Below are 14,990 nucleotides of genomic sequence, written 5' to 3'. Positions count from 1 at the left end.
CCATATCGACTATGCAGACTCCATCCTCGGGCCTCGGCCAGGAAATCCTCAGCCTCAAAAACGTCTATCGGGGATTCGACAAAAACCAGGGCGAGCTTCTGGTTCTCGACGGCGTCAATCTGCAACTGCACGAGGGCGAGATCGTCGGCCTGCTGGGCCGTTCGGGCTCGGGCAAGTCGACCCTCCTGCGCATCATCGCCGGCCTGATCAAGCCGTCCGGCGGCGAGGTGGACTATATGGGCAAGCCGCTCAATGGTCCGGCCAAGGGCGTGGCCATGGTGTTCCAGACCTTTGCCCTGTTTCCCTGGCTGACGGTGCTGCAGAACGTCGAGGCCGGCCTCGAAGCGCAGGGCGTACCGGCCAAGGAGCGGCGCGCCCGCGCGCTGGCGGCCATCGACCTCATCGGTCTGGATGGTTTCGAAAACGCCTACCCTCGCGAGATGTCCGGCGGTATGCGCCAGCGCGTGGGGTTCGCGCGCGCGTTGGTTGTGGATCCGACGCTGCTGTTGATGGACGAGCCTTTCTCCGCACTGGACGTACTGACGGCCGAGACCTTGCGTACCGACTTGCTCGACCTATGGACCCAGGGCCGTATGCCGATCAAGTCGGTGCTCATCGTCACGCACAATATCGAGGAGGCGGTGTTCATGTGCGACCGTATCCTGGTGCTGTCGTCCAATCCGGGCAAGGTCGTGTCCGAGATCAAGGTGCCGTTCAAACATCCGCGCAATCGCCTCGACCCCGCTTTCCGCAAGCTGGTCGACGACATCTATGCCCAGATGACGGCGCGCCCGGCGGGAGGCTCGGCGCGCGGCGCGCTCGAACTGGGAAGCTGGCTTCCCAGCGTGTCCACCAACCTCATGGCGGGCCTGATCGAAACCCTGGCGGCGGCACCTTACAACGGCCGCGCCGACATGCCGGACGTGGCCCGTTCACTGCAGCTGGAAGTCGACGATCTTTTCCCTATCGCCGAAATGCTGCAGCACCTGGGCTTTGCCGACGTTCACCAGGGCGATATGTTCCTGACCCAGGCCGGCCGCAAATTCGCCGAACTGGGCACGCAAGAGCGCAAGATGATGTTCGCCGAGCACCTGCTCAAGAACGTGCCCCTGGCCGCGCGCATCCGCGCCGTGCTCAACGAGCGCCCAGGCCACCGCGCCCCGCGCGTGCGGTTTGAGCAGGAACTGGAAGATTTCTTGTCCGACGGCGCCGCCGAGGAAACGTTGGACGCGGTCATCGATTGGGGCCGCTATGGCGAAATCTTCTCCTACAACGACCAGAGCGAAATCTTCAGCCTGGAAGACGTGGAGTCGTAATGCCGCGCGGCGCGTCGACTTGTGACCTGCGCCAGCACAGCAGGTGCTGCGGCGGCCCATCATCTTTCTAGACGCCAGCGTTGACCGCGGCGCAGGTCGGAGGTGGCCCGCTTGAGCCAGGTCGTTCGCAGGCCAGGTCATGGATGCCAGGGCGGCCCGCCATGCCCGGGAGGCTCGGTTTTCCGAGATTATTTCCGGGGCTGGCGTCTTATTTAGTTCCAGTCGTCGGAGCCGCCGCCGCTGTCGCCCCAATCGGAGCCGCCGCCGCTGCCGTCGTCCCAGGAACCGGCGTCGTTCACGCCGAAATCATTGCCGCCCATGTCGTAGTTGCTGCCCGGGTCGTTCTGCACGAAGTCGTTGCCGGTATCGATGGGCACGGCCTGCTGCGCGCCGCCGCCCATGACCTTGTGCATCAGCGCTTCGCCTGCCACCATGCCCGCGCCCACCGCAGCGCCCGTGGCCAGGCCACCCAGGATGCCGGAACCCATGCCGCCGGCGGCCGGCGGCATCATGCCGCCAGACCCGTAGCCGGGACCGTAACCGCCTGCGGGCATGACCGGACCGCCCGGGCCCGCGGGGCCGGCAGGGCGCCAGCCCGCTGCCGGACCGGGTTCAACGATCGTCCGCTGGGAGCGTGCCCGGATGATCATGAGGATGATGAGCAGGACTGCCAGGCCCCCCAGCAGCGGCCCCCAGGGCACATGGACGCCGCCGTTGGCCTGAGCCGCCCGCCCATTGGCGCGCGCGTTGCCACCGGACAGCAGCGACTTCAGTTCCTGCACCGCACCGGGCTTGGCAAAGGATAGATTGGGATCGATCTGCTGGGCTTTCTGCAATTCGCCGCGGGCGGCGTTCAGCTTGCCCTCTTTGGCATAGAGGTTGGCCTGGATAAAATGCGCCTTGGCGCTGTTGGGGTGGTCGCGCAGCACTTGGTCCATCATGCCTTGCGCCTGGCTGTAGTTGCCTGCCTTGGCGGCCTGATAGACCTGGTCCACCGTCGGGTCGGCGGCCCAGGCAGTGCCGCACGCCAGGAGGGCGCCGGCGAAAATCAGTTTCGGGATGAGCTTTCCAAACATGTCGATGACTCCCACAAGAGGGATATATGAGATGAGGGCGTCTTGTGAAAAGTTCAAGCCCCGTTTGCGCAAGCGTAGCGCAAGATGAGAGACGCAGGACGTTACGAAAGCTTGCTGCTGTAATGCTTTGGCATTGCAATTGTCACGTCTTACTGCGCAATCTATTGCCCTGGGTCGCGCGCTTGCAGCGTCTGCACCAGGACTTGCCGCGCCTGGGCGTATTCCCGTCCGTACAGGCCATGGTTCACGGCGGCCATCACGAGCGCCTGCTGCGCCTGCGGATCGGCGTCGTCCAAAGGCAGGGAAAGCGCGGTGCCATCCTGCGATGCCGACAGGGTGCTCGCGTGGTTCAGCGCTTCCAGAGGATCGGCATACAGCCGACTCGGCTCGCCGGATGAGCCGGCGCTGGGCCGATCGGACAGAATCAGCTGCAGCCGTTCTTCCCAGATCACCAGGCGCGCGAGCCGGGCCAGCAGGCTGTGGGCCCGGCCGGGTTCGGGCAGGTCGGGTAGCGCGCGGGACTGTATCCAGCGTGGAATTTCATCGGCCGGCATGGGCCGAGCGACCACCCAGCCCTGTGCGACGTCGGCTCCCAGTATGACGATGGCTTCCAGCAGATCGGTCGTCTCCACGCCTTCGACGACCACATCTTTGCCCAGCGAGTGGCCGAGCCGGGTGAGCTGATAGATGAAGCGCAGCACGTTGGAGCTGTCCTGGTGGACATTCATCACAATACTGCGGTCGATCTTGATGGTGTCGAAGGGCAATTCCCGCAGACGGCTCAGACTGCTGTAGCCCGAGCCCAGATCGTCCTCGGCAAGGCGCACGCCCAGGGCCTTGAAGTGCTCAAGTTCGTCGGCCACGTCCATGTGGCGCGGAATTTCTTCGGTCTCCAGGATTTCCAGCGACAGCTTATGCGGTGCGCAGCCGGATTCATCCAGCGCGCGTCGCGTCGCCTGAAAGTAGCGGGTGTCGGCCAGCGCGCTGGAAGGCATGTTGATGGAGACGTGCAGATCCATCCCCGTGCTTTCCAGCCAGTTGTTGCGCTGCGCCAGTACCTGTTTCAAGCCCAGCGAATAGAGATCGACGAAGTCATCGGAGGTGAGCGCGGGAAAGAACATGCCGGGCGCCAGCAGGCGGTCGCCATCGCGCAAGCGCGCCAGCGCCTCGACTTTACGGATCTCGCGCGTACGCAAGTCCAATAGCGGCTGGTAGTGCATCTCCAGCGCGTTGGAGCGCAGCAGCGAAGTCCAGCGCTGGCGTTGCAAATAGGGGGCAAGGCGGGTCTGGCCGTGCTGGGATTCGAGGCGGTTGATCGCGAACGCCAGCAGCATCTGCACCTGGATAATCAGATTGGCCTGAGCCGGACCCGCCGGGCCGCGGCGCAGGCGACCATAAATATTGAGCACAGCCCGGGGCGTATGGCCAGGCCGGCCCAGGGGAATGGTCGCCGCGGACTGCAGGCCTGCTTGATTGAGCAGTTCTTTCCAGGGCTGCGGAATGCGCGCATCGTCGGCAATGTTCGGACTTTGCATGATCTGCCCGGTGTGCCATGCCCGGCTTGCAAGTCCATTGTCGGGCTCGTTGATGCAGGAAGCCTGCTGCAAGGCATTGGCGGCAGCGAGGTGCTGCTTGAAGTCATCGTCACCGGCGATGGCTTCGTAGCGTATGAAGCCGTCCTGGTCCGGTCTGCCGAAGGCGCATCCATCGACGCCGTCGAGCTCGTGCAGAATACTGGCGGCGCGGTTGATCAGGTCGGTGTAGCTGTCGGCTTCCCAGGCCAGATGGGTCAGGCGCAGCACGATGTCGTTGCGCGCCATCTGCTGCGTGGCGTATGCCTGTGTCTGCCACCCCAGATCGCGGACGAGGCGTCGGCCCAGCACGGCCAGGGCGCGCTCGTGTACCGCGGTATCGACGCGGTTGCGGAACTCGGCGTAAAGGAAGTTGTTGCCGCGGATCAGGCTGGCTCGGTCCAGGCGCATCATGGTGTGCCGCAGGCCGGTGGCCAGCGCAAGCCGGCGGTGCGCCTGCTCAGTAAGCGCGGGTCCTATCAGGGCGCTCAAGCTGTTGGCATGGTAGACCTCTACTTGGCCGAAACCGGTTCCGGACGCGACATCCGGCGCGGGCAAGCCCGAGCGTTCGGCCAGGTAACTGTGAACGCATTCGACGATTTCACCCAGGTCGTTTTGCAAGGCAAGGCTCAGCGCGCGCATGTCGCCGGCCCAGGTGGGACCGTACAACTGCGAAGCGTCCGTAGCGCTGTTTTGCCTGTCGCTCTGTTGCATGGGGTGCAATATAGGTCTATTTACAGCCATGTAGATAAATACCGGAAACCCCTGGGGTTTGCCCTGATTTTCCGGGAAAACATGGCCGTCATGCATTTAGCTGGTTGTAAACTAGGTCGCTTCTTGCACGCTCGGGCTTCACGCGGGGGCCCGTGCAGCAAGCGTATACGGCGGCGCCACGAGCGCATGCCGGAGCATTCTCACCATCAAAACGCGAGGGATCAAATCATGCAACTCAAGCACATCCTGGCGGGCATCTGCCTGGCCGCGGCAGGCACTTGCGCCGCCATGGCAGACGACCTGGGACCGACCCTGACCAAGATCAAGCAAACCGGAGTGATCACGCTCGGCTATCGCGACTCGTCGATTCCCTTCTCCTATCTCGACGGCCACCAGAAGCCCATCGGCTTTGCCATGGACATCTGCTATCACATCGTCGATGCGGTCAAGGCCAAGTTGAGCATGCCCAACCTCAAGGTGAACCTGGTCCCGGTCACATCGGCCACCCGCATTCCCCTGGTTGCCAACGGCACGGTCGATCTCGTGTGCGGCTCGGCCACCAACAACGAAGCGCGCGAGAAGCAAGTGTCGTTCAGCCAGACCTACTACCTCACGGCCAACCGCGTCGTGAGCAAGAAATCGAGCAATATCCACAGCATCGAAGACCTGAAGGGCAAGACCGTGGTTTCGACCTCGGGTACGACCAATATCCAGCAGCTGGCTGAAGCCAACAAGTCCAAGGGCATGGGCATGAACATCCTGGCCGCCAAGGACCACGCCGAATCCTTCCTCATGGTCGAAACCGGCCGGGCTGTCGGCTTCGCCATGGACGACATCCTGCTGGCCGGCCTGGTTGCCAACTCGAAGGATCCGCAGGACTACGTCATCACACCCGACGCCTTCAATAAGGCCGAGCCCTACGGCGCCATCCTGCCCAAGGGTGATGCGCAGTTCAAGGCGGTTGCCGATCAGGCCACCACGGCGCTCTACACCAGCCCCGAAATGGAAAAGCTCTGGGCCAAGTGGTTTACCTCGCCCATCCCGCCCAACAACGTCAACCTGAACGTGCCGATGAACGAGGCCATGAAGAAAGCGTTCGCGCACCCCACGACCAGCCCCAACGTCGCCGACTATTGATTCCTTCGGCTGCAAGGCGGAACATGCAGGCACCGCGCCTGCGTTCCGCTTTTTTAAAGCGCGCGTGCCTTGCGTACGCGCGTTTGTCTTGAGAGTGATCGCATGAACTACCACTGGGACTGGGGTGTTTTCTGGCACCCCTTGCTGGATGGCACCGGCAACTATATGGACTCGCTGCTCATCGGTTTGCAGTGGACGGTCCTGACTTCACTGATCGCCTGGGTGATCGCCTTGACCATCGGCTCGGTGCTGGGCGTTTTTCTCACCACGCGCTCGCCGCTTCTGGTACGCATCGCCAACATCTATGTCGAGATCTTTCGCAACATACCGCTTCTGATGCAGCTTTTCCTCTGGTATTTCGTCGTGCCGGAGCTGTTGCCCAAGGCCTGGGGCGACTGGGTCAAGCAAATGCCCGACAGTTCCTTCTTTACGGCGGTGGTGGGCCTGGGGTTGTACATGGCGCCGCGCATTGCCGTGCAATTGGCGGCCGGCATCTCGGCCCTGCCGCGCGGACAGCGCATGGCGGGCCAGGCCATGGGCCTGACCACGACGCAGACCTACCGCTACGTACTGCTGCCCATGGCGTTTCGCATCATATTCCCGCCCTTGACTACCGAATTCCTCAACACCATCAAGAACAGCTCGGTAGCCATCACCGTCGGCCTGCTCGAACTCACGGCGCGCGCGCGCGCCATGCAGGAGGAAACCTTCCAGATATTCGAGGCTTTCATCGCCGCGGCGGTGCTCTACCTGCTGCTCAACATTCTGGTGACGGTGTTCATGCGCTGGATAGAGCGACGGCTGGCAGTTCCCGGCTATATCTCGGGAGGGCACTGATCCATGTTCGCCCATTTCGATTTCGGCGCCATCTATCGCGCGCTGCCCTATCTGTTTCGCGAAGGCATGACCTTCACGCTCATGCTCACGGCCATCGCCACGTTCTTTGGCGTGATCCTGGGCACGCTGATCGCCATGATGCGGCTGTCGTCGGTGCCGATCCTGCGCCAGTTCGCCGCGTTCTACGTCAACCTATTGCGCGCGCTGCCCTTGGTACTGGTGATCTTCCTGATCTATTTTCTGTTGCCGTATGTAGGCCAATGGGTTACCGGCGCGTCGCGGCCTGTCGAGGTCGGGGCGCTCAATTCATCGATCATCACCTTTACCGTGTTCGAGGCGGCCTATTTCTCCGAGATCATGCGGGCGGGCATACAGTCCATTCCCAAGGGACAGGTCTCGGCCGGCTACGGCATCGGCCTGAGATACCCGCAGATGATGCGCTATGTGGTTCTGCCGCAGGCGTTTCGCACCATGCTGCCCGTGATCTTCATGCAGACCATCGTGCTGTTCCAGGACACGTCGCTGGTATATGTGCTCTCCATCACCGACTTCCTGGGCGCCGCGTCCAAGGTCGCCGAACGCGACGGGCGCGTGGTCGAGATGTACCTGTTCGCAGCGCTGGTTTATTTCATCATTTCGTTCTCGGCATCGCGATATGTCCGGCGGCTGCAGAACCGCCTGGCCATCATCCGTTGACCGTGGCTGACAAGCAGGAGAGCCTTTCCATGGCTATGATTACTCTGAAAAACGTCGACAAGTGGTACAACCCGCAGTTTCAGGTATTGAAAAACTGCTCCACGTCCATCGACAAGGGCGAAGTGGTCGTGGTGTGCGGCCCTTCGGGTTCCGGCAAATCCACGCTCATCAAGACCGTCAACGGCCTGGAGTCCATCCAGGGCGGAGAGATCATCGTTGACGGTACCTCGGTGGCAGCCAAGGGCACCAACCTGCCCAAATTGCGTTCGCGCGTAGGCATGGTGTTCCAGCACTTCGAACTGTTCCCGCATCTGAGCATCACGCAGAACCTTTGCCTGGGCCAGGAAAAAGTACTGAACCGTTCCCACGGCGAAGCCGTGGACAAGGCGATCAAGCTGCTCGACCGCGTGGGGTTGAAGGCGCATGCCGACAAGTTTCCCGGCCAGTTGTCGGGCGGCCAGCAGCAGCGCGTGGCAATCGCCCGCGCGCTGGTGATGGATCCTATCTGCATGCTGTTCGACGAACCCACGTCGGCGCTGGATCCGGAAATGGTCAACGAGGTGCTGGACGTGATGGTGGCGCTGGCCAAGGAAGGCATGACCATGATGGTCGTGACCCACGAAATGGGCTTTGCCCGTAAAGTGGCCGACCGCGTCATCTTCATGGACGATGGAGAAATCGTCGAAGACGAACCCAAGGACGCGTTTTTTCAGGCCGCCAAGAGCGAACGCGCGCGCCAGTTCCTGTCCAAGATCCTGTCTCACTGACCGGGCCGCCCGTCAGGGCGCCCGATGGCTCCTAGTCCGGCGCCGGACGCGGTGCCAGCCCGGGCAGGCCCAGTCCCTGCCGTAACCGCTGGCAGTCGGGGTTCACGCCGCCGTCGGCCTCCCAGGCGTTGAACTCGCGGCAGGTCGAGGACCGCAGCGGGTAGATGGCGCAATGGATGCCCGGTTTGCCCAGCTCTCCGCGCAGGGCCGAGCAGCGGCCGCCGCCCTTTTCGGTGCCCTGCATGCAGACGCGCAGCGGCGAGATTTGCGTGACGAATTCTTCCGGCACGGTGCCGCCATTGGCGCCCGCCACTTCACCGCAATAAAACGACACCCGGAAATGCGCGCAGCAGGCGCCGCAATCCAGGCAGGGATTGATGTCGGCAGGGGGCAGGGCGGCATCGGGCATGGCGCGGCGAGTGTACTGGAACGGCGCTGCAGGGTTCGGTTACATGCGGCAATTTCATCGTCGCGCCGGCTACGCTAATCTGAATAAAAGCCGCATGTATGCCGGCCTGGAGCACACTACGCATGACCCGCAAGAAGAAAATTGCATTACACGCGCTGGCCCTGCTGCTGGCGTTACCGGCCGTTCTCGCAATTGTGGTGGGCGTGGTGGTGTCCAAGCTGGACATGAACCGCTTCAAGCCGAGGATCGACGCCGAGGTCTCGGCCGCGCTGGGCCGGCCTTTCGCCATCCAAGGCGATCTGTCGGTGACCTGGGGGCGCGGCGCGCCCGCGGACTCGGGCTGGCGCGGCCTGTTGCCGTGGCCGCACGTCATCGCGCAGGATCTCACTTTGGGCAATGCCGCCTGGGCGCGCACGCCGATCATGGCCAGTCTCAAGCGTGTGCAGTTCGCGATTTCGCCCTTGCCCTTGCTGGTTCACAGGGTCGTGATCCGCGACCTGCAACTGACTGATCCTTCATTGGACTTGCAGCGCCTGGCCGATGGGCGGGCCAATTGGGATCTGACCTTGCCCGCATCCGCAGGGGCCGCCGGCGCGTCGTCCTCCTGGTCGGTCGATATCGACAAGATAGGCTTCGACCAGGGCACGGTCGCGTTCACCGACGATACCTTGAAGGCGGATGTCTCGCTGAAAATCAACCCGCTGGGCAAGCCCATACCCTTTGCCGATATTGTCGGCATGCAACCGGATGCATCCCAGGCGTCCGTCGCTGCGCAGCCCGAGGCCGTCGCGAAGTCCGCTCAAGCCAGCGATGACTTGGAGGCCGACACTGCATTGGATCAGGCTGAGAAGGCCGGCAAGGCCTATGCGCAGAATGCGTCGGACTACATCTTTGGCTGGAAGGCCGCGGGCCGCTATCGCGGACTGCCCTTCAAGGGGGAGGGGAAAATCGGCGGCATGTTGGCCCTGCAAAATCCCAAACTGCCTTTTCCCATACAGGCCAAGGTCGAAGTAGGGCGAACTCGGGCATCTATCGTCGGAACCTTGATCGATCCCAAGAACCTAGGGGCGCTCAATCTGCGCCTGTCCTTGTCGGGCGCGTCCATGGCCGACCTGTTTCCGCTGACGGGCGTGGCGCTACCCGATACACCGGCCTACTCGACCGACGGCCGCCTGGTTGCCAACCTGCGCGACAAGGCCGGACCGGTGTTTTCCTATCGCGATTTCGACGGCAGGGTGGGCCAGAGCGATCTGCACGGCACGCTGCGCTTTACCCTGCGCTCGCCGCGTCCCAGGCTGGTCGGCCAGGTCTGGTCCAATCAATTGCGCATGGTCGACCTGGGGCCTCTGATCGGCATCGGGGCCAAGGACGGCGATACGCCGCCGCCCAATGCTGCGGCCGCCGCCGCGCGGGCCGCGGCGGGCAAAGTGCTGCCGGCTGCGGCTTTCCGCACCGACCGCTGGCGCGACATGGATGCCGACGTGACCTTCTTCGGGCAGCGCATCCAGCACAGCGGCCGCCTGCCCTTGTCCGATCTGAACACGCATGTGGTGCTGCAGGACGGCAAGCTGACTATGGATCCGCTGCGCTTTGGCATTGCGGGTGGCACGATCGCCGGCGCAGTCCGGCTCGACGGATCCAGGACGCCGATGTTGGGCAGGCTGCGTGTGTCGGCGCAGGCGCTGCAGCTCAAGCAGCTGTTTCCCGATATGCATGCGCCTCAGGCGCAGGGCATGCTCGGACAACTGCGCGGCAATGCGATCTTGTCGGGCAAAGGCAATTCGGTGGCGGCTCTTCTGGGCGACGCCAACGGCGAAGTGCATGCCTTGGTCAACGACGGCGTCGTCAGCCGCGGGCTTATGGAGCTGGCCGGCCTGAACGTGGGTAACTACCTGATGGCCAAGCTGTTCGGCGATGACGACGTCAAGATCAACTGCGCGGCGGCCGATCTGGGTATGAACAAGGGCATCATGAAAACCCGCGCCCTGATGTTCGACACCGAGAATGCATTGGTCAACGTCAATGGAACCGCAAATTTCCGCGACGAGACACTGAACCTGACGGTGTCGCCCGAAAGCAAGGGGTTTCGGATTTTTTCTCTGCGCTCGCCGCTTTATGTAAGAGGCACGTTCGCCAAACCGGATACCGGCGTGGAAGTGGGGCCGCTGTTGGCGCGCGGCGCAGGCCTGGTGGCCTTGAGCGTGGCTCTGACCCCTGCGGCCGGCCTGCTGGCCTTGATCGCCACGCCAAGCAGCGACGCGCACGCGCAGAGCGCGTGTGCCAAGCTACTCACCGAGGCGAGAGGACCGGTCCGGCTCCCCGCGAAAAAATGAATATCATCGAGCCTTAGCCGGGATGGCGGCCTGGGTTTGACTTGGATTGGAAAAAATATATATAATTGCTGTCTTCGCTTTTTTATGTGTAGTTCTTTACGCAAAATAATTCTTGCGGCTAAAGAGCGAAAAAATCACGCGGGCTGTTAGCTCAGTTGGTAGAGCAGCGGACTCTTAATCCGTAGGTCGAGTGTTCGAGCCACTCACAGCCCACCAGAATTCTCCTGATTACTCAGGTACTTAACGCCACCTTCGCAGGTGGCGTTTTTGTTTCTGGCGTGCCGCTGTGGCGCAAACGTGCCGTGGACTTCACGACCGTGTCAATCGTCCTCGCGTGATCCGCTAGGTTGGCCGGGCTTAGATGTGCATACCGCTGCACCATCTGAATCGAACTCCACCCGCATGTCACTATCAGAGTACGCCTATCTTTGATGACACGATGCCTGCGGACATAGGGCTTGCTCCGCTGCCTACCGGCCGTTCCAACGCATTAGTTTCTGTGTTGGAGCGTGCGCTATTGGAACTGTTGAGCGATGTTGGCAAGCGGCAGGAGCTTGAGGAGGCGCGTCACCTTGTCGAAAGCATCCGTTCACCCTGCATGCCGGTGCTGGAGGAATTGTTCACCCATCTCACTCGCATCAAAGTGGTTCGGTTGGCGTACGGTCTGGCCGAAGAACTCGACATGCCTTGGAAAGCCCTGGCCTGGGAGCACTGTGTAAGACTGGGCGATGGCAAACGATGGGTGTCGGTCAGCAAGAGCGGCATGCGTCTGGATTTGAGGGGACCGCAATGAACCAAGAACGTCCAAACGTATTCATTGTCTCTGCCTCTGGCCGATGGCCATACTTGTTAAACGCCGATGCATAGGTTTTTTGTCTGTACGGGTCGGAAATAGAGTTTTTTACAGATAAAATACGAAAAATAGAATAAATTTAAATTCCGTAGAAATTTTCTCAGCCCGATAATGGCTACTCCGCTGGGTTACAACGCGCTCATTGCCCGCTTCAACTTGACGGTGCCGCCGCTGCGCCAGACCTTTTGGCTGGGTGAGCGAGCAACTGAGACTCGCACCCAGACGGTCGTCGGCACAGAACGCATTGAATTGCCTCGCGGCCGCGTGTCCGCGGAACAATCGACGGTAGAGCAGCTTACTTTCGCGCTAAAGCGTGAGCACCTGAACTTGACAGTGCTAGGAGCGCTTTTTGAGCATCGTCAGGTTCTCACTGACATCCAGGAATGGCTGACCAGTCGACCAACGTCCAGCTACGCTCGCCAAGCGGGATACCTGGCTCACTGGCTGGCTGGTGCGGACTTTGCGTATCGGGCACCACCCGGGGCTCCGCGCGTGCGCTTGCTGAACGCCGATACGTACCTGGTCGGGCCGGAAACGTCCAGCCCGCAGTTCGCGGTAGTCAATAACCTGCTCGGGAGCCGCGAGTTCAGCCCGCTAGTACGCAAGACTGAAGCGCTTCAGGAGCTGCTGGCCGAAGACCTGCGCGCCAAGGTTGCTATGGCAATGGACGCCATTGAACCGGAGATGCTCAGTCGGGCTGTGGATTATCTGTACCTTTCCGAAACCCGCTCAACCTATGGCATCGAGGACGAGGTGCCAGACAATAATCGTGCCGCCAAATTCAGGCACCTGCTTGAAGCGGCCGGCGAGCCGGGCAACCTCAGTGAAGAGATGCTATGTGGCTGGCAGAATCTCATTGTGATGCCGCTGAGCGCTGAGTTCGGTTATCGAGCGTCTCAGAACTGGCTGTCGCGCCCTGGACGATTGCGCAATATTGCCGACTTTATTCCGCCACCGGCTGAACTAGTGCGGCCCATGATGGACGCGGTTGGTCGGGTGGCGGCGTACGCTGCGGAAGGGGTGCTCGACCCGGTAGTGGCCGCTACCTGTGCCGCCTTCGGCTTGGTCTTCGTGCATCCGTTCTTCGACGGTAACGGACGGCTGCACCGCTTTCTCCTGCACCACGTTCTGCGCCAGTCAGGATTTACGCCGGCTGGCCTAGTTTTGCCTCTTTCGGCCCGCATGCTCAAGCAGCTAGACCGTTACTCTGCTTTGCTGAAAGCCTACTCGAAGCCTCGCACGTCGCTATTGAACTACCAGCTGGACAGCGACAGCGCCACGCTTCGTGTTAGGTCACCCCAGCCATTGTGGCTATACGCTTACTTTGACGCCACCGAGATATGCGAATTCGTGCTCCAGTGCTGCAAGCTTTGCGTAGAGGAAGACTTGGTTTCCGAAGTGGACTATCTCCGCAGCCATGACCAGGCAGTGCGTGAACTCGAAACTTGGCTGGACATGCGTCAATCGAAACTGAATTCGCTCATTGACATCATCGTGCAAGGCCACGGCGCGTTGTCTCGGCGCAAGCGCAACTTTGTTGAGGAACTCACCGATGAGCAGGTGACGCGTGTCGAGGAGGTCGTCGCCCGTAATTTCGCTCAATACATCGACAAACGAGCGTAGAAGATTACTTAAAAAAATATCATTTATTAGTATTTTTTTTGATTCTGTAGATTCTTGATTGGCCAGCAATCAGCGTGTAGAGGAATCCGAGTCACTACGCCCCGCAGGCGGGCTACGCGTACGGTCTGGCCGAAGAACTCGACATGCCTTGGAAAGCCCTGGCTTGGGAGCACATCGGGGCGCCGCAAGGTCGATTGCGGGAGCTATTGGGTGGCCGCTGAACAATCCGCCTCAGGCCGGATTGCCGAAAGCGAAAGCCGCATCGACCGATATCAATTCAAATATCAATACGGCAAATAAATCAATTTGCGCACATCAATCACGCGACTTACGATAAGCGGCATCCATCCGCCACCCGGGCACTGCGAATGCGACGGGATGGCACATCAAGCTGGCACATTCAAACCGACCGGTCAGGAGACACACACATGATGGTCCGTTCAATCGGCGGTGCCCAGCACGTTCCATTGTCTTTGTCCACGATGCACGTTCGGTTGAACTGGCGCGACCGATACGTAGAGAGGTAGAGGCAAAGCATGCGTGATGAAACGTCCATCCTCAACCCGGGCTCCCTCGATAAAAGCAAGTCTTCCCCGGGCGCCGGGGAGGAAATCAAGGCCATGCCGCATGGCCTGAAAGTGGATTGGTTTTTGCGTTCGCGGCTGAAATTGCGCCATTTGCAATTGCTTTTGATCATCGACGAACAGCGCAATCTGCACCGCGCGGCAGAGCGGATGAACATATCCCAGCCAGCCGCATCGAGGCTGCTTTCCGAAGTCGAAGCCATCTTCGGCCAACCGCTTTTCGAGCGACAGCCGCGTGGATTGATACCCACGGTACAGGGCGAAATTCTCATCCGTAACGCCGGCATGGCGCTGCGCACATTGACCCAGGCGGCCACGGAGATAAATGCTTTTACCCAAGGCCAGACTGGCATGGTCACCATCGGTACGGTAATGGCGCCGATGATCGAGCTGCTCGTAGATGCGATCGAGGAGGTGCGCGCGCAACACCCAGGACTTCACATCACCGTCGAACACGAAATCAGCGATGTGCTGGCGCCCAAACTGCTGGAAGGCGAGATCGATTTCGCGCTGGCGCGCATACCCTCTGATCTCGATCCTAGGCAATTCACATACCAGGAACTATGGGGCGAGGAGCTTTACCTGCTTTGCCGCGAGACGCATCCCTTGGCCGGCAAGACAACCGTGGGTTTGGCCGAGCTGGCGCAATGGCCATGGGTTCTGCAGCCCCGTGGCACGCCGCTGCGGCAGAAAATAGAACAGGTGTATCTGGCCGCAGGTGTGCCGATGCCCGCGTCCATCGTCAACTCTACCTCGGCGATCATGTCGCTCATCATGGTCAACCAGTCCGATGCCATCACGTCGCTGGAATGGAATGTCGCGAAACTCATGACCGGTACGAACCGCTTGTGCATGCTGCCATTTTCCGAACGCATGGTCCTTCAGCCGTATGGGTTGCTGACTGCCTCGGATCGCCCCCTTTCACCCGGAGCCCAGGTGATGCGCGAGGCCATCCTTAGACTGGCTAAACGCCGACATCCGAAAAAATTCCAGACCGATTTCCGGTCGCTGCCTTCATCGGCTTGAATCGCATGGGCGAGCGGCATGTGCGGCGATGTCCGCATATGTACCGAA

General features: G+C 61.1%; 12 protein-coding genes and 1 tRNA gene. 10 read left to right on the top strand and 3 right to left on the bottom strand.

The window, feature by feature from the left end:
- Positions 1-11: 11 nt before the first annotated feature.
- A complete protein-coding gene (locus H143_RS0103295; protein WP_019936803.1) occupies positions 12-1,316 on the top strand; it encodes an AAA-associated domain-containing protein in 1,305 nt (434 codons plus the stop codon).
- A gap of 212 nt (positions 1,317-1,528) precedes the next feature.
- On the opposite strand, the gene H143_RS0103290 is transcribed toward H143_RS0103295, so the two are convergent.
- Together H143_RS0103290 and H143_RS22350 are read right to left on the bottom strand one after the other, a co-directional pair.
- Positions 1,529-2,392 carry a lipopolysaccharide assembly protein LapB gene (locus H143_RS0103290; RefSeq protein ID WP_019936802.1) on the bottom strand — a complete coding sequence of 288 codons (864 nt, stop codon included), beginning with the start codon at positions 2,390-2,392 and terminating at the stop codon, positions 1,529-1,531.
- Positions 2,393-2,553: 161 nt separating this feature from the next.
- A complete protein-coding gene (locus H143_RS22350) occupies positions 2,554-4,677 on the bottom strand; it encodes an EAL domain-containing protein (RefSeq protein ID WP_019936801.1) in 2,124 nt (707 codons plus the stop codon).
- Positions 4,678-4,905: 228 nt separating this feature from the next.
- On the opposite strand from H143_RS22350, the gene H143_RS0103280 reads away from it, so the two are divergent.
- From H143_RS0103280 to H143_RS0103265, 4 genes are all read left to right on the top strand, one after another.
- Positions 4,906-5,814, top strand: coding sequence for an amino acid ABC transporter substrate-binding protein (locus tag H143_RS0103280; protein WP_019936800.1), 909 nt, complete (start codon positions 4,906-4,908; stop codon positions 5,812-5,814).
- 102 nt (positions 5,815-5,916) lie between these two features.
- Positions 5,917-6,651, top strand: coding sequence for an amino acid ABC transporter permease (locus H143_RS0103275; protein ID WP_019936799.1), 735 nt, complete (start codon positions 5,917-5,919; stop codon positions 6,649-6,651).
- A 3-nt stretch (positions 6,652-6,654) separates the two neighbouring features.
- On the top strand, positions 6,655-7,347 hold the full coding sequence (locus H143_RS0103270) for an amino acid ABC transporter permease (RefSeq protein WP_019936798.1): 693 nt from the start codon (positions 6,655-6,657) through the stop codon (positions 7,345-7,347).
- Positions 7,348-7,382: 35 nt separating this feature from the next.
- Positions 7,383-8,114 carry an amino acid ABC transporter ATP-binding protein gene (locus tag H143_RS0103265; protein ID WP_019936797.1) on the top strand — a complete coding sequence of 244 codons (732 nt, stop codon included), beginning with the start codon at positions 7,383-7,385 and terminating at the stop codon, positions 8,112-8,114.
- Between the two features lie 31 nt (positions 8,115-8,145).
- Here H143_RS0103265 and H143_RS0103260 read toward each other — a convergent pair whose 3' ends face one another.
- Complete coding sequence (locus H143_RS0103260) at positions 8,146-8,523, bottom strand: YkgJ family cysteine cluster protein (RefSeq protein ID WP_019936796.1); 378 nt, start codon at positions 8,521-8,523, stop codon at positions 8,146-8,148.
- A 122-nt stretch (positions 8,524-8,645) separates the two neighbouring features.
- Between H143_RS0103260 and H143_RS0103255 the strand changes: the two genes are divergently transcribed.
- The 5 genes from H143_RS0103255 (at position 8,646) to H143_RS0103235 (ending at position 14,942) form a co-directional block, all read left to right on the top strand.
- A complete protein-coding gene (locus H143_RS0103255) occupies positions 8,646-10,856 on the top strand; it encodes an AsmA family protein (protein ID WP_019936795.1) in 2,211 nt (736 codons plus the stop codon).
- A 140-nt stretch (positions 10,857-10,996) separates the two neighbouring features.
- Positions 10,997-11,072, top strand: a tRNA-Lys gene (locus tag H143_RS0103250).
- Between the two features lie 145 nt (positions 11,073-11,217).
- Entirely contained in the window at positions 11,218-11,649 is a 432-nt protein-coding gene (locus H143_RS19875; RefSeq protein WP_081626999.1) for a type IV toxin-antitoxin system AbiEi family antitoxin domain-containing protein, read from the top strand.
- A gap of 171 nt (positions 11,650-11,820) precedes the next feature.
- A complete protein-coding gene (locus H143_RS0103240) occupies positions 11,821-13,332 on the top strand; it encodes a Fic family protein (protein ID WP_019936793.1) in 1,512 nt (503 codons plus the stop codon).
- A 536-nt stretch (positions 13,333-13,868) separates the two neighbouring features.
- The gene (locus H143_RS0103235; protein ID WP_019936792.1) at positions 13,869-14,942 is read left to right on the top strand and encodes a LysR substrate-binding domain-containing protein; all 1,074 of its coding nucleotides are present in this window, start codon (positions 13,869-13,871) and stop codon (positions 14,940-14,942) included.
- The last annotated feature ends 48 nt before the right edge of the window (positions 14,943-14,990 follow it).

This window comes from Bordetella sp. FB-8 (genome assembly GCF_000382185.1).
Lineage (GTDB): Bacteria > Pseudomonadota > Gammaproteobacteria > Burkholderiales > Burkholderiaceae_B > Bordetella.
The sequence above is the reverse complement of the archived record's forward strand: the minus strand, read 5'-3'. Positions and strand labels throughout refer to the sequence as shown.